This window comes from Pseudomonas sp. MWU12-2345 (assembly GCF_023242385.1).
In the GTDB taxonomy this organism is placed as follows: Bacteria; Pseudomonadota; Gammaproteobacteria; order Pseudomonadales; family Pseudomonadaceae; genus Aquipseudomonas; species Aquipseudomonas gingeri_D.
This window is the reverse complement of the sequence record NZ_JALLJA010000001.1, coordinates 1,227,112-1,242,056: the sequence shown is the minus strand read 5'-3', so window position 1 is coordinate 1,242,056 and position 14,945 is coordinate 1,227,112. Positions and strand designations below refer to the sequence as shown.

Genomic DNA, 14,945 nt, shown 5'->3' with positions numbered 1-14,945 from the left:
AAGTGTGCCGTTATCGATTAGTAAGCGCAGCGTGTTGGGGAGCAAGCGTTCAACACGCTCTCTCCCGGGATATTTCATACAGGGTGCAAATGCGTTCCAGATTTTTCGAGCCCAGGGGGACTGCTGGCTTTCGCTCGTTGTTCAGCCAACCTGCACAGGTTGTCCAGTGCGCTGGTCATGGCCGCGGTCAGCAGCTTGCGTAGCAGCCCGCGGTATAGAAAACTCAGGCGTCCGGAGATCTTCGCGCTATGGACGACCTGGGTTTCATCCGGGGAAAGCCTGTGCATCCGGTGATCGAACTCAAGGTCGATCCAAAGCAGCCTTGCCGTGTTCCGATAGCTTTCATGCTTCTTCACCGCTTCCAGTTTCAGCGGCATGGTCAGGCCATTTTTGAGGATGCATTTGCCTCGCGTTCCAGGTTGGAACGGACCATTGAGCTCACAATGGCTGACGTCGGTATCCCATAACGGGGCTTCTGGAAAATTGCTCCAGATCTTCCATATTTCCGAGGGCGACGATTTGACTCGGACTTGCACATTCACATCGTTCACGGCGACACCTTGGTTGTCGGGGGTGGAGATTGAGATCAATTCAATGCCTCAGGCAGCGGGCGCTGATCGACTCAACACTTGAGCGGTAATACTGGCTTGGCCGATTTTTTCGCCGCGGTTGAACAGGTCGATATAGACGCGGTTGGTCTTGAATGGCTGGTCCTGCGCGTCAAAGCCGGCTTGTGGGGCCAAGGACAACGGACTGTTCCTGGGGATTGGCCGATCCAGGGTGAAACTCAAGGCCAGCAGGTTCATCGGGGTGTTGAGTGGAATCCGCAGATAGCTGTGGGCAATCTGCATGTAGCACTGGCGGGCAACTTCGAGGAAATACACCATCGAATAGTGGTCGGGGTCGCCCTCCTGGAAGAAGTGCTCGTCCGCCAGCTTGAGCGTGTCCACGCTCAAGCCCTGGGCGATGCCGCTGATGTCACTGACGATGACGTTTTCTTCCCTGGCCTTGTGCAGCAAGGCCTTGTCGCGGCAGCGGGTGGCCGTGAACTCGCCGGCGGGCGCTGTCTCGAACGCCGAGCTGTAGGCCATCCCGAGTACGCAGGTGCACATCAGTTTTCCGGCTTGCATGACCTTCGCATTGAATACGTGGGGGTCTTTGCCTTGTTCCAGATGCAGATCGATCACACCCTCTTTTTGTACGTACTGCTGGAACTTGATATTCAGGGTTTTGACATAGGCGACTCGCCCACCCAGTGGGGGCATGGTCAGTTCAATCAGTTGCAACACACCCTCAAGCAATAAAATGCCGGGGATGTGATCAAGAGGGTGATCGAAGAAATAAGGGTGTGCTTCGTTCACCACGAGCTGGGCGTGCAGTGACTGCGGGCTGCGCCGGACGTTGGCGATCACAATATTTTCCGGGGCGCGTTGCCAGTGCGTCGGGCGCTGGGCTTCAGCACCACGGTGCAAGGCGAACAGGCCCTCCATGGCACGAACCCTGACACGCAACCCGGAGAGCAGGGTGCTGGTCAGCATGTCACTGAGTTGCAGTACATCGACGCCATCGTGTTGCCGTTCGCGGGCAAGGTTGACAGGGCGGGCAGGTGGGATGACCTGCTGCAGTTCGTGGGCGGCCGAGTGAGCAAAGCGCAACGTGAAGGGATACTTGATGGCCGGGCTGGGTTCGGCCGCCGGGCTCCACTCCCGAAGCTTTTCCGTAAATAGCCACATCACGGCCTTGCCGGCTTCGCGCACCTCGATCACCGTGTGAGACGATGCACTCAACATCACTGCCAACAGGGTTTCAATGCCACTGGCTTCAGCCAGGAAACCGGTCATCTCCTGCAGTGATCCGCCGGCGTGAGTCGCATCAGGCTGCAGCTCGCAGACTTCAATGTTCTGGTATTGACTGCGTTCCTTACCCAGCCGTTGGCAAGCTTCTTCCAGCGACTTCGCGGCATGGGCCAGGACCGCGGCGCGAATCACCAGCAAAGGTTTGTCGCTGGAGCCTGGTCGATAAGGACGCAGGGCAAGCAGCCCCAATCCTTCACCTTGCAGGGTCGCTGAGTGTCGGGCGCGTTCGACCTCGATTTCACCACTGATAAAGCGCCCTGCACCGAGCAAGAGGGTGTTGATGCCTTCCTTGAACCATTGCTGCGATGCCAGCAGGGTTTGCCAGAACAGGCCCGGGGTGCCAACCAGTGTCTGATGGAAACCCTTGAAGTCGAAAATCTGCGCCGGGTAGCCGGACAACATATTCGGCAGCATGGTTGCCACGTCTGTTACCTCCACGCCCGGTGGCTTGCCTTGAGCCCGGGAGTAGAAGTTGTGGGCGCTGCTGTACGCGTTACTGAAGCGTTCGCCACCCATGTTGCAGCACATGACCATCGCCGTGCCGGGGGAGCCGGCCACACCCGGCAGGCGTCGCAGCAAATGGTTGACGCGATCGGTGATCAACAGCTTGAACGGATCGACATGGGCCAGTGGTTTGGGGCCCATGCCGAAACCGTCGATATCAATGATGCGATCCTGCGCCAGGAATTTTCCCAGTAAAGGCTGGGCTGGCGTCGTGATGTAATCAACGAAGCGCCCATAAGGGAAAATGACTGAGGGGGCTGCTGGCCGATCGAGCTGTTGCTTGAATGACTGCAATGAGCCGTGATTGCCGATCGCCGCTTCAGCCTCGACAATCGCCAGGTCCAGCATCAGCACGCCGGAGGCGACCTGGGGAGCGGTAGGGCGGTTGCCAGGAATATATTCATCCACCACCAGATGCGCATTGGCGCCGCCAAAACCAAAGCTGGAGATGCCTATCCGGAGCGCCGACTGACGATCAGCAAGGGGCTGTACCTGCCCGCTGGCCAACTGCAGGCAGGTTTCGCCGACTTTTGCGCTGGGTCGGTAGTTGGGCTGAGGTGGAATACCTTTATGGCGCAATATCATCAGGGCCTTGGCGAGCGAAGCGCCTCCGGCGGCGGCCAACGGATGACCAATGACGGACTTGATCGAACCGATGGTTATTTTCTTGCCGCCTGTGCGATGGGGGGCGAAGAAGCGGTTCAATGAGTCCAACTCTGTCGCGTCACCCAAGGGTGTGCCGGTGCCATGGGTCTCGATGTAGTCCACGTCGCGGGGATCAAGACCGTTATAGGCCCGTTGGTAAGCCGTGTACTGGGCCTGTTTGCCCGGCGCAAACACTGAGCCTTCGGCGCCGTCGGCGGAAAGCCCCAATGCCCGCAAGACGCCCAGGGGGCGGCGCTGTGCAATCAGGGCCTGCGCTACGGGCTCGACCAGAAAGGCGACCGCACATTCGCCTGGCACAATGCCGTCAGCGTCCTGGCCGAACGCCTGCATCCGGGCCCGGGAGGAAAAGGCGGTCAACTGCGAGAACCCCAGGAACAGCGCCGGTGGCAGCACGGTGTTCAATGCCATGACAATCGCGTTATCCGCCTGTCCACTGTTGATCAGGGCTTGAGCCATATCGATTGCATAGGGGAACGAACTGCAGGCGGTATCGACCGATAGCGCCGGGCCGCCCAAGGCAAAAGTCGCCGCCAGTTCAGCCACTTGTTCACCCGGCGTATAGCCCCGGGACGAAGAACTCCCTGGTGTATCGGCTTTTCCGGACATGCCCGTGACGAAGTAACTCTCATCACTCCAGGACGTCGCGACCACCAAGGCTGTGCGCTCCTTGATCAGCGTGGAGCCCTGTCCGGCAAGCTGAGTGAGGAGCGTCTGGAGGACTTTTTTGCCGATGGCGACCTGACGTCCCTCATGACGAGAGGGGATTGATACGTCATCGGTCAGGCAAAAAGCACTGTCCAGATAGGTGCGATCCTTTTCTCCGGGCTTGTCTGAATAGATTGACGCTTTCTTCAGCTCCCAGCGTGCCGGCATCGAATCGATAGGTGCTATCCGCCCTTCAGAGAGCAAGTGCCAAAGGGCATCCGTTGACGGCGCCCCTGGAAACTCGCCCGCCATTGCGCTGAAGCAAAAGTCGCCCCCTGTTGTTACCGCGCCACTCATACCCTATCTCCTGATTACCCAAATGCGGGCTGATCTGCTCGATCACCCGGACTCCATGCCTTTTTTCCAGCGGCTCAGTGCTTCAGCTCAGTCTTGCCAGAAGCGACAAGGCTTCCTGCGGCGTACGACGCGACATCAGCGCTTCACCGGCAAACTCGCTGGCAGAGCACTGTTGCGCCATTGATTGGCAGAGTGCTTCCCGGGCAAAACCGTTGAGTCCCAACTGTGTAAAGGGGGCCTCGATGTCGATCGACTCTGGCGTGTTCGGGATCAGGGGGGACAGGGCGTCGATAAGCAGATGGCTCATCTGCCCTTGAGCGTCCGTTGTGGCAGGTGATTGCACTTCACAAGGTATTGCCGAGGTCGACTCGGGGCTGGCGAGGGCGGCTTGTATCAGGGCGATTGTGTCCTGTGGAAACTTGGCGTTGGCCAACTCGGTACTGTTGGCCTTGAGTGACGGCCACAAGGCGACGATCGACTCCAGGAAGTCCAACTGCACCAGGGAGTCCAGGCCCAGGCTTTCATAGCTCTGTTTCCGGTCGATCTGCTCAACCGCAAAACCGGTGATATGAGCCAGTTGTTCAAATACCCAGGCTTCGACATCCACGGCAGGGGACTGCGGATTGGCTTCAAGCCGGGCCAACAGGGCGGTTGGGGTCGGGGCATCAAACAGGAATGAGGTGAGGTCTTTCTTTTCAGGGAAGTGCTGGGCCAGGGACTCGAAAATATCGACCAGCCCGAGAGAATCGATGCCCAGGCTTTCGAAACTCTGATCGAAGTCGATGTGTTCCTTGTTGAAACCAGTGACCGAGCTTATTTCGGCGCGCAACCATTGCCCGTAGCTGAGTGTCGGGGGATGTTCGGCAATGGGCGCCGAGGCCAGTATGGCCGAGTTCGACTGTAGGGGTTCCAGCACCGGAAGGCTTCTATTGACAGGGGCTTCAAGCCCATGGGCATAAACGCCCTCGAGAACTTGTTGATGAGCATTGAAGTAATGTGCGGTGACGGATTCGGCCTGCTCCAGCACACGCATCAATATTGATTCTTTTGCTATGTTCGACTCACACAGTGAATCAATGATTTTTTCTGAGAGCGAGAAATAGCTGTGTGCTATTTTTCCATTGGACACGATAAATTCCTGCACAACATCGTTGAGTTGCAAGCGCATGAGGTTCTCCTAACCAAAGTCGGTATATATTTCTATAAGCAAGAAATCAAAAAACATGACCCAAGGCTGGGCCTGGTGTGAATCAATTAACCAAACTGACAGTAGTCATAGAGAGACTTAAAGTTGGAGTTCCACTGCGTCGATCATGGACGATGTTGTTTTTTTTGCGCCCTTGAGCAGGCCGGATCTTGCGCTCAGATACGTGAAGAGCGTTATTGCATCGACCCCCTGGAAAGCGATGTAGCCATCAGGACGGATCAGCATCAACGTGCCCGCCTTGGCATGGTAACGCTTGTGCAGCCGCCAATCGGGGTCCAGCAACGTCGAGTGCCAGGCAGGCAGCTCAGCGCTATTGAGGGCATCGATAACGCAATAAGCCTTGATGCCCGGGTAGTCTTTTTCCACCGATTCGGCCAGCGAGTAATAGCCCGGTAACAGGGGAGAAAACTGATCGGCCGCGCTGAAAATCAACAGCGTGAAGGTCCCGTGGAACAAGTCGATCAAGTGTTTTGGCGACCGGCCTTGCAGTTGCCATAACTCAACATCGGGAGCCAGTTGACCTGCACGAGGCACGGATGTCTGGAATTCGGGTTTTTTCCCTTTTTTGTCCCAGTTCTTGCGCTGCTTTTTCGTCAGCGCTTCTTGAATGTAATCACTTTTGCCATAGTGGTACTGATGACCGGAAATCATCGAGGGCAGCTTGCGCTGAACCTTGCGCCGGTTGCTCAGCAGTGGCAGGACATTGTCGCGCAGCCAAACCAGGGCGCGATGCTTGACGGTAATCAGTCCGGTCAGTCGGTGTGCCGTGTTCTCGACTTCCAGGGCTACCGGGTAGCGCTCTTCGTTGTAGCTCTCCAGCAATGTCGGATCCGCCAGGCCCTGATCGACATAGGCCATCTTCCACGCCAGGTTATAGGCCTCGGAAACCCCCAGGTTCATCCATTGCCCACCGATCGGGCTGCCGATATGCGCCGAGTCGCCCACCAGGAACACTGAGCCTTGCTGCAGCGACTGCACGCGGCGGTGTTGAAAAGAGGCGATGGTGGTCGATGAAATATTGGACAGCGTCATTTTTTGCCCGCGTCCTTCGCACAACCGCTGGAAGCTCTCCAGGCTCAGGGAGGGGCGCTCACCTTCTGGCGGCAGGTTGTAGGGCATCTCGATGAACAGTCGATAACGCGATGGTGCGCTGATCGGCGCGACCGCCACATAACCGTCCTGTGCGCCGAGGAAAAAAGCGCCTTCGTCCTTGCTTCCAGACCACTCGATATCGGCATCGGCGAGCATGAAGAATCGATCGTAGGACGATCCTTCGAAGGTCATGTCAAGGCGTTTTCTGATGTTGCTGCGGGCACCGTCGCACGCGACCACCCAGCGACAGGTAAAGGCTTCATCGCTGCCCTGTGCATGATGAAGTGTCATCCGCACGGATCCTGGCTGGTTTTCTATATCGACCAGTTCGGTATTCCACTCGACCTCTACCCCCAACGCGTTCAGTCGTTCAAGCAGGATCTTCTCTGTCTGCGGTTGTGGCAGGCTGAGGAGCAGGGGATAGGTCGCATCCAGGTAGGAGAAGTTGTAGTTCAGCACCCGTTTGCTGTTCGATTGCACCGAAAACTGGTTGATCGTGAACCCGTCACCGATGACTTGATCGGCAACACCCAGGTCCCGAAAGATTTCCAGGGTTCTGGAATGAATGGCCATTGCCTTGGTTGCGGTCGAAGGGCCGGCATTCTTTTCAATAATGCGAAAAGAGACACCCCATTTTTTCAGCATGATAGCCAGGGACAGACCGATAGGGCCTGCGCCTACGATCATGACGGTAGGGGTGTTATCGGGTTGCCTGGAGTGCTTGGGGGCCAAAGTGCTCAGCGTGTTCATCTGTCAGTACCAGTTTCTATAGAAGGGAGAGTTGGCAATGCCGAGCAGGGCATCGTCACCTGATGAGTCTCCGTAGGCATAAATGTAAAAGTCATCAAGGTTGCTCAAACAGCCTTTCAGCCGTGTGACTTTTTCTCTCTCAACACAGTTGGTGCCGGATATCCCACCGGTCAGCTTGTTCTTTGCAGTCGCCAGGCGGGTACCGCACACATGATCGAAACCCGCCGCCTGGCCCCAGGGAATCAGATAGTTCTCCGGCGAATTGCTGACCAGCGCCGTGACATGCCCCATGGATTGATGCCATTGCAATCGGCGCAGGGCCTCGGGCCTGAGCCAGAGCGGTAGCTGTTCGGTAATGAAATACTTGGCATGCTCGCGCTCTTGCTCGACTGACAAGCCGCCCAGGTAACAGGCAATGAACGCCAGTCGGGCTTGCATCAGCGGTGTGATTCCCAGGATCACACTGAGCATTTTGGGCAGCAGGGGAATGATCCGGAGCCAGAACGATCGGGTTCCAACGATAAAACGCATGTAGCGCCAGAAGGTATGCCTGTCGGTCAATGTGCCGTCAAAGTCGAAAACGGCCAGTACCGGTTGTGTGCTATCAGCTTGCATGGGTCTCTTCCTTGAGAGAGATAATCTCGATGGTTCTGGGCAGCTTGAAGCCCGAGAGGTCGCGCGCGAGCAGGGTGGAGACAGTGTTCTGGGTCAGGTCGCCGTGCCCTTCAACGCACAGGTGCAATACGTTGACCTCTTTATTGTCAGGGACGATGAAGGCCTTCGCGCGGACCACGCCGGGGTGCTTCAGGGCGACGGACTCGATTTCCGTCAGGTCGACCATTTGCGCTTTGATCTTCGAGATTCGCAGGCGTTGGCAATAGAAGAACACATGTCCATCGTCGTCCCGCCAGACCAGATCCCCCGTGTGTAACCAGCCCTCACGGAAGAACCGGGCATTGGCCTCCTCTGCGTCGTTATAGCCGTCGATCACCATCGAGCCGCGTATCAGCAGTTCGCCAATACGTCCGGGTACGACATCCCGGCCCTGGGCATCGACGACCCGCAGTTCCACACCGCTGATCGGTTGTCCCATGGCGCCGCGGTGGACCTTGCCAATCGAGCTTTGGACAATCACCGGCATGCTCTCGGTCAATCCATAGCCTTGTAGTACCGGATTGCATCCCAGCAGCCTGCCCAGTTTCTCGGCTTCGTCTGCCGGCAGATGGCTGCCACCCGAATAAATCATCAGTTGAGGGTGCATTGGCAAAAGCGCGCCTTTGCGTTTGGCCAGTCGCGTATTGAAGTAGCGAATGACGTCGGGCACCAGGCAGGCAAAGCTGACCTTATGCTCAGACAGGACTTCTGCCAGATCCCTGTTGAGCAGGGTGTTGGTCATGAGCAGGGTGGCGCCCACGCTTAATGGGAAAACCATCATCACGGACAGTCCGAAGATGGCATACAGCGGCAGCGTCACCAGATGAACCGAGCCGATGCCTTGAGGATGAAACTGCTCATGCAGCCCATCGCTCGATTGCGTCAGGTCAAGGTAGCGGTGAGAAACGGCCAGAGGCCTACCGATACCCCGGTAAGTGAACTGTACCGAGACTATCGGATTGCCCTCGGGCAGTAACAAGGGCTCGCCGTGTCGAGGCAGTCGAGAGTCGGCCGTTGCGTTGTCGGGCAAGGGCGATGACGGCTCCCTCCCGGCGTTCAACACCAAGGAGTGACGAACGCCGTAGGCTGGCTGGAATAGCTCGCGATGTTGCTCGAACAGGGTTTCGGTGGTGACGACCAGCGTCGGCCTGGCGCTGCTGATGACGCTGGTCATTTCGAATGACGTCAGTTTGTAGTTGAGGATGACCGGAATTGCCCCACTGCCGATGATCGCCAGATAATAAGCGATGAATTCCACGCCATTGGGTAGAACCAGCGCTACTTTATCGCCCGGCAATACATCCAGGGCCTTGAGGGCACCCTTGCACTCTTCAGCCTTGATTCGCAAGCCACGGTAAGTGACGGTATCTTCTTCCGCGTCCAGATGACGGATGGCAATCTGGTCGGGAAAAGACTCTGAAAAACCGACGAACCGATGCAGAAAACCTTCTTTGCATAAAAGATTTTTCATTGACCAACCTCTCTCAATCCTTGAATTTTTAACTAGACAAAAAGCACTGCAGAGGCAGGTGACAGATGAACTGTTTCAGTCAGGCATCTATGTAGTTATTTTTACGATACCAGTCCAGGGTATCGAACAGTGTTTCAGCGACGGGGCGAAACTTGCACGCCAGCTCTTCTGAGCTTTTCTGATGGCTGAAATGGGTACGCCCTTGCTCTTGCTCCATGAGTTTGACCGTGGAGGTGCTGATGAGTACCGGTTTTTTTGTAATCCGATAATAGCCTTCATACATCAAGGCAATAAAGCGCAGCATGAACAATGGAACTTTGCGCTCCGGCGCTTTTACGCCGCTGACACGGGACAGCACCTGGAAAATACTGTTCATGTCCATGTGATTGCCGGCTGCCAGATAGCGCTCTCCGGATCGGCCATGTGTGAGGGCTGCGAGTTGATGTTCCGCCACATCCCTGGCGTCGACAACGGAAAAGCTTCCAGGGAGCACCCCCGGCAATTTCTGTCCAACAAAGTCGAGCAGGAACTGTCCTGATGAGGTGGGGCCTATATCGCCGGGACCAAACATCCAGCCGGGTAATACCATGGCGACAAACATGTCCGGGTGTTGCGACAGGAATGCTTGAACTTTTTGCTCGGACAGTATTTTACTCAGGTAATAATCGTCAGCCTCCTGTTCACTGCGAGACATGGTTTCATCGATCACTTGATCTCTATCGCCCTTCAGCACGGCAATGGAGGAGGTATGAACGGCACGACGAATACCGGCGGCATAAGCGGCCTGCAATAAGCGCTCGGTTCCGGTCACATTGGTGTCATGCAGTTTTTGCCAGTGCTTTCCGCCTTTGTAACTGTCGCGGAAATAGGCAGCCGTATGAAACAAGGCGTCGCAGCCTCGCAGGGCATGGCTGAAGGCGTCGATATTGAGCATGTCGCCTTGGACAAACTCGACAGGCAGATTGCCGAATTGTTTCTTGGCTTTTTCTACGGAACGGACCAGCGCTTTTACCTTGATATTTCGTTTTAAAAGCGCATGAACCAGATTATTTCCGAGCAGGCCAGTAGCACCTGTGACAAAGGCATATTCCATTAAAATCCAGCTCCTGTAGGGTCATCTGCTGCTGTATTGAGATTGATGCCACCGGACTCGATGCTCCGATCGGGTGCTGGGGGCGTCAACGGCGCAATTAAAAACCATACGGTATCTGAAGATCAAGCGGTATTTGCTTGGCTCCGCAAGGTCGACACCTGAATCTGATGTGAAACACGGCAATCCAGGGCTCAAGCGCTCCGCCGGTCACGGCTATTCGCCCGGATCGAGGGGCTTGAGGGCGTCCCGCAAATATTTCTCCACGGGGTTCTGTACAGGAAAGTCACAAGGCAGCCTCACCGACTCGATCGGACAGGGAGAGCGTGTCAGGTGGATACCAAGGCATCTTGAAGCTATCGGAGTCGAGGCGTTTTCATGAGTCGCCAATGTTTGCGATAGCGGCGAAAACTCGCGGGTACAGGCCATCTTGCGGCCTCTTTTCGTTGCCCCGATACATGGTGTGTAGATGGGCCACCTTGAAAATTAAATTTAAAACGATTGAAAGGGTGAGTGTAATATATGATAGTTGACATTGTTTTTTGCGGTAAGCGGTGATCTTTACATTTAGTTACAAATAGGTGTTTTTTGTTTGGCCAAAGGAGCCGAAGGCGTGATGAAAAAGAGAATGGGGCGAGAGGAAAGTCAGCAAGTAACCAGAGACAAGTTGTTCGACACGGCCACTGATCTTATGATCAGCAAGGGCTTTCACGCCGCCAGCGTCAACGCTATTTCCGAGGAGGCCGGTTTTTCCAAAGGGGCCTTTTTTTCAAACTTTGCAAGCAAATCGGATTTGCTTCTGCAATTGACTCAGCGGTTCAAGCGAGTTGAAATCGATCGGTTGAGTGCTACCCTGGCTGCCGGCTATTCATCGGAAGAGCTGGCCCATGGATTGAATGCGTATATTGACACGCTTAAGAATAATACCAATTGTGCGATTCTTGATGCCGAACTGCAACTGATCGCCTTGCGCGATGAGGCGTTCTCGAAGCATTACTACGATTTGCATCAGGAAAACAGTGAGGCGCTGGGCAAGCTGATTACCATTATATTCAACCATGCCGGCAAGAAACCTCCTCTTGACCATGCCGCTCTTGCCCGGACCTTCACCGCTCTGTCGGAAGGTTTGATACTGCAAGGACATAACGATCCGGCTTCTGAAATAAAATTGGTGTTGAACTCGCTTATCCAGACAGCAGAACCTTTATAGCGTTCTGCCATTTTTCTCATGTATACGGTATTCGCATGTCCGAGGCCCGGACTTCGGACAGGGTACATTGCGCCCCGGGTCTATTTCACCGCATAGAACTTGCGCACGTAGCGAGTGCTTTTCCACGCACACGGCGTACCTTGCGGTACGAACACCGTGTCACCGGTGTTGACCGTCAGGCTCGTACCTTCGGGGCCCTGCAAGGTCACACTGCCTTCAATCAGGTGCATCAGTTCATTGAGTTTGTGCGCTCGACCCTGGCGTTCGTACGGTGTCGAGTCCCAGACGCCGACGCGCAGGTCAGTACTGGCGTCTTCGAAGACATTACCTGAGCGGCACTGTGGGGTGGGCCCGATCAGTATGTGGGGTTCCGGTGCGGCCGAAGGGGAGAGCAGCGCTTGTGGGTCCAGCGCTGTCAGTCCTGGTGCCGGTTCAGCCGTGGGGTCGATGACGGCACAGAATGCCCAGCGAGTATCGGGCTGCGCCAGGAGCCGGAGCGCTGTACCGCAGCCGATCACGGCGCTTGCGCCGATGCCCAGTTTCAGCGTCTGGCCTCGGGATTGCAGCACGACGTTGCCGGCGTGGATCACGATCATTTCAGTGTGCGGAAAAACATCGATATCCAGTGCCTGGCCTGTGCTCACAATCCCCGCGCAGATACCGTCGGCCCCGGTGTAGGCGACCTGACGATGTTCCCCGAAGGGGTCGGCAGTGCTCAAGGGCATCGTGTTGAAAGGCGTGCTGACACGGCTGCCATCGGCGCGAGCCAAGAGCAGAAGGGTAGGTTGAGGCATGCGGGTGACGCTCCCTGTTAATGGGCTGTTGAGGGGGATAGCGAGTTCTGCTTCGTGCGCGCGGGTCAACCTATGGCTTGGGTGACAAGGGCAAACTGTCGGACGCCGTTGACCGCTTGCGGCGGTGTGCCCCGTGCCATTTGCGCCACGGTATCGACCTGCTTGAGACCGGCCGATACCAGCCACTCGCCCAAGCCACTGTCCGTCGGAATATCGATACGTACGAATGCGTCCGGCACCTGGGCCAGTAACGCGGCGATCAGGTGCTTGGCCTGTGCGGGATTTTCCGCGACCACCGGACCGATGCAGCGGCCTCGGCCAAATGGGCGCAGCAGGGCGAAAGCATGCAACTGGCCGTTGCGCTCGATGCCCACCGAATGCTCCACCACATCCTGTAGCTCCGTGAGCACGGTCTTGCGGTCCAGCCCGCTGGCTGCGTTGGCCAGCGCCAGCTGACGAGTCCGATCGGCCTCGTGCAGCGGGCGACACACTTCACCCTGGGCCAACGGCTCTGGGCTGGGCGCATGGGCTTGACCTTGATGCTGCTGAATCCGGCCGAACTCGATAAAGCCCTGGCTGCTGTAAAGCGGCGCGCCGGCCAAGGTGGCGTTCAGCATCGGGGTGCGTGACTGGCAGGCGTCGAGGGCCTTTTCCATCAAGCGACGGCCGATGCCCTGGCCCTGATAGTCGTCACTGACGATCACCAGGCCGATGGTCGCGAACTCGCCTTGCGGGCAGGTGAATGCGGTGCCGACCAGACGCTCGCCATCCAGGACCACGAAACCGTCGCTGACCCGTTGCAACATGGCCCAGTCGTCCAGGCGATGGGGCCATTTCAGTTGCACGGACAAGGCATGGGCCGAGGGCAGATCGGCGGCTGTCATCGGGCGATAGACATAAGCAACAGGTTGCGGGGCGGACATGGCGAGTCTCCGTTGGGCCGTGTGCACGAGCGGCCGGTTTTGCGCCGCGAGGGTGCCTGTATCCCATCTGCGTGAAGGCCTGGCAAGGGGGGCTGGAACATTCGGCAGATTCCCCGCGCCCAAGGCCGGCAGACCACACTTACTACTTAATTGCAGTACAAGGTCGGCAGCAAATGCTTGCGCTTTTTTTCTACGATGGAGCCCTGGATTCACGACTCGCCGACCCTTTTCTGGAGTGCTCCATGGATAGCTTCGATCCTCGCCTTATCGCTGTGCGCAGCGCTCATTTCATTGCGGGTAAATACCGCGATGCGCAACCGGGACTGGACGTTGTGCGACCGTCGGATGGCCAGGTCTATGCCCAGTTGCCGATCGCCGATGCCGAGATGGTGGATGAAGCCGTCGACGCTGCCTGGCAGGCTTTTCAGCGCAGTGATTGGGCCAGCCGCCCACCTCGGGAACGGGCGCGGGTCATGCGCCGCTGGGCCGATTTGATCGAAGCTGACGCTGCCGTCCTGGCACCGCTGGAGGCGCTGGGCTCGACCCGTCCCCATAAGGATGTGATCGCCTGGGATATTCCCTACGTCGCCGAGGGCATTCGCTTTTTTGCCGAGTTGGCCGACAAGCACGGTGGCCAGGTTGCCGCCACCCAGACCGACCGGTTGGGCATGCAGATCGCCGAACCTTACGGCGTGATTGCCGCCATTGCGCCGTGGAATTTTCCGTTGAGCATGGCCTCCTGGAAAGTCGCCCCGGCATTGGCGGCCGGTAATGCCGTGGTCCTCAAACCGTCGGAATTGACGCCGTTCTCCAGCCTGCGCTTTGCCGAGTTGGCGGTGCAGGCGGGCATGCCGGCGGGGATTTTCAATGTGATCCAGGGCGATGGCCGCATCACGGGCGATGCCTTGTGTCGTCACCCACGGGTGGGCAAGGTGACCTTTACCGGCTCCACCGCGACCGGCTCGAGCATCATGTCCACCTGCGCGCTGGTCGGTCCGAAACCGGTCACCCTGGAACTCGGTGGCAAGAGCCCGCAACTGGTCTTCGCCGATGTGCCGGATATCGCCAAGACCGCCCGCACGGTGGCCCTGGCCATTACCGGAAATGCCGGGCAGGTGTGCGTGTCCGGTTCCCGGTTGTTGATCCAGCGCTCGATCATGGAACCGTTCATTGCCCACCTGCAGGCGTATTTCGAGGAACTGCGCCCCGGCCCGACCTGGTCGTCCGAGAGTACGCTGTCGCCGATCATTTCCCGGCTGCAAGCCAGCCGCATCGATGGCATCGTCCAGCGCTCGCGTCAGGCCGGCGCCGAAGTGCTCACCGGCGGCGGGCTCTTCGAAGGCCTGGGCGGGGCCTATTACCAGCCGACCTTGTTGGCCGGCCTGGACAACCAGAATCCGGCGGTCTGCGAAGAGATCTTTGGCCCGGTGTTGACGGTGCAGGCCTTCGACGACGAAGAGCAGGCGCTGGGCCTGGCGGCCCATGCGACCTACGGCCTGGCGGCGGGGGTGCACACGGCCGATCTCAATCGCGCCTTGCGCCTGGTGCGGCGCCTGGAAGCGGGGACCGTATGGGTCAATCGTTACGGACGCAGTAACGACTACATCCTGCCGACCGGTGGCTACAAACGTTCCGGTATCGGCAAGGATCTGGGGCGCGAGGCATTCGAGGCCAATTTGCGTTTCAAGAGTGTGCTGATCGATATCGCCGGTTGATCCACCTCCTT

11 protein-coding genes are annotated in these 14,945 nt (G+C 57.4%); 2 read left to right on the top strand and 9 right to left on the bottom strand.

Annotated features, from left to right (window positions below):
- Nucleotides 1–74 precede the first annotated feature (74 nt).
- The 7 genes from M5C71_RS05220 to M5C71_RS05190 form a co-directional block, all read right to left on the bottom strand.
- Nucleotides 75–551, bottom strand: coding sequence for an SRPBCC family protein (locus M5C71_RS05220; protein WP_178129842.1), 477 nt, complete (start codon nt 549–551; stop codon nt 75–77).
- A 48-nt stretch (nt 552–599) separates the two neighbouring features.
- Nucleotides 600–4,028, bottom strand: coding sequence for a beta-ketoacyl synthase N-terminal-like domain-containing protein (locus tag M5C71_RS05215; protein ID WP_248767381.1), 3,429 nt, complete (start codon nt 4,026–4,028; stop codon nt 600–602).
- 82 nt (nt 4,029–4,110) lie between these two features.
- Complete coding sequence (locus M5C71_RS05210) at nt 4,111–5,196, bottom strand: acyl carrier protein (protein ID WP_248767380.1); 1,086 nt, start codon at nt 5,194–5,196, stop codon at nt 4,111–4,113.
- Nucleotides 5,197–5,313: 117 nt separating this feature from the next.
- Nucleotides 5,314–7,077: an FAD-dependent monooxygenase gene (locus M5C71_RS05205; protein WP_103496056.1), complete on the bottom strand. Its 1,764-nt coding sequence runs from the start codon at nt 7,075–7,077 to the stop codon at nt 5,314–5,316.
- 3 nt (nt 7,078–7,080) lie between these two features.
- Nucleotides 7,081–7,692, bottom strand: a complete 612-nt coding sequence (locus tag M5C71_RS05200) for an HAD-IB family hydrolase (protein WP_103496055.1) — start codon at nt 7,690–7,692, stop codon at nt 7,081–7,083.
- The gene (locus tag M5C71_RS05195) at nt 7,682–9,202 is read right to left on the bottom strand and encodes a class I adenylate-forming enzyme family protein (RefSeq protein ID WP_103496054.1); all 1,521 of its coding nucleotides are present in this window, start codon (nt 9,200–9,202) and stop codon (nt 7,682–7,684) included. Before M5C71_RS05195 ends, M5C71_RS05200 begins: the two co-directional genes overlap by 11 nt.
- 79 nt (nt 9,203–9,281) lie before the next feature.
- The gene (locus M5C71_RS05190) at nt 9,282–10,295 is read right to left on the bottom strand and encodes an SDR family oxidoreductase (RefSeq protein ID WP_248767379.1); all 1,014 of its coding nucleotides are present in this window, start codon (nt 10,293–10,295) and stop codon (nt 9,282–9,284) included.
- Between the two features lie 610 nt (nt 10,296–10,905).
- Between M5C71_RS05190 and M5C71_RS05185 the strand changes: the two genes are divergently transcribed.
- A complete protein-coding gene (locus M5C71_RS05185) occupies nt 10,906–11,502 on the top strand; it encodes a TetR/AcrR family transcriptional regulator (protein WP_103496052.1) in 597 nt (198 codons plus the stop codon).
- 80 nt (nt 11,503–11,582) lie between these two features.
- On the opposite strand, the gene M5C71_RS05180 is transcribed toward M5C71_RS05185, so the two are convergent.
- Nucleotides 11,583–12,296 carry a cupin domain-containing protein gene (locus tag M5C71_RS05180; RefSeq protein WP_103496051.1) on the bottom strand — a complete coding sequence of 238 codons (714 nt, stop codon included), beginning with the start codon at nt 12,294–12,296 and terminating at the stop codon, nt 11,583–11,585.
- Nucleotides 12,297–12,361: 65 nt separating this feature from the next.
- Nucleotides 12,362–13,219: a GNAT family N-acetyltransferase gene (locus M5C71_RS05175; RefSeq protein WP_248767378.1), complete on the bottom strand. Its 858-nt coding sequence runs from the start codon at nt 13,217–13,219 to the stop codon at nt 12,362–12,364.
- 242 nt (nt 13,220–13,461) lie between these two features.
- Between M5C71_RS05175 and M5C71_RS05170 the strand changes: the two genes are divergently transcribed.
- A complete protein-coding gene (locus tag M5C71_RS05170; protein WP_103496049.1) occupies nt 13,462–14,934 on the top strand; it encodes an aldehyde dehydrogenase family protein in 1,473 nt (490 codons plus the stop codon).
- The last annotated feature ends 11 nt before the right edge of the window (nt 14,935–14,945 follow it).

Excerpts from the sequence above, each read along its gene's own strand:
- M5C71_RS05175 (WP_248767378.1), bottom strand. The coding sequence starts at position 13,219 with ATGTCCGCCCCGCAACCTGTTGCTTATGTCTATCGCCCGATGACAGCC.
- M5C71_RS05170 (WP_103496049.1), top strand. The coding sequence starts at position 13,462 with ATGGATAGCTTCGATCCTCGCCTTATCGCTGTGCGCAGCGCTCATTTC.
- M5C71_RS05205 (WP_103496056.1), bottom strand. The coding sequence starts at position 7,077 with ATGAACACGCTGAGCACTTTGGCCCCCAAGCACTCCAGGCAACCCGAT.
- M5C71_RS05210 (WP_248767380.1), bottom strand. The coding sequence starts at position 5,196 with ATGCGCTTGCAACTCAACGATGTTGTGCAGGAATTTATCGTGTCCAAT.
- M5C71_RS05190 (WP_248767379.1), bottom strand. The coding sequence starts at position 10,295 with ATGGAATATGCCTTTGTCACAGGTGCTACTGGCCTGCTCGGAAATAAT.
- M5C71_RS05200 (WP_103496055.1), bottom strand. The coding sequence starts at position 7,692 with ATGCAAGCTGATAGCACACAACCGGTACTGGCCGTTTTCGACTTTGAC.
- M5C71_RS05195 (WP_103496054.1), bottom strand. The coding sequence starts at position 9,202 with ATGAAAAATCTTTTATGCAAAGAAGGTTTTCTGCATCGGTTCGTCGGT.
- M5C71_RS05215 (WP_248767381.1), bottom strand. The coding sequence starts at position 4,028 with ATGAGTGGCGCGGTAACAACAGGGGGCGACTTTTGCTTCAGCGCAATG.
- M5C71_RS05180 (WP_103496051.1), bottom strand. The coding sequence starts at position 12,296 with ATGCCTCAACCTACCCTTCTGCTCTTGGCTCGCGCCGATGGCAGCCGT.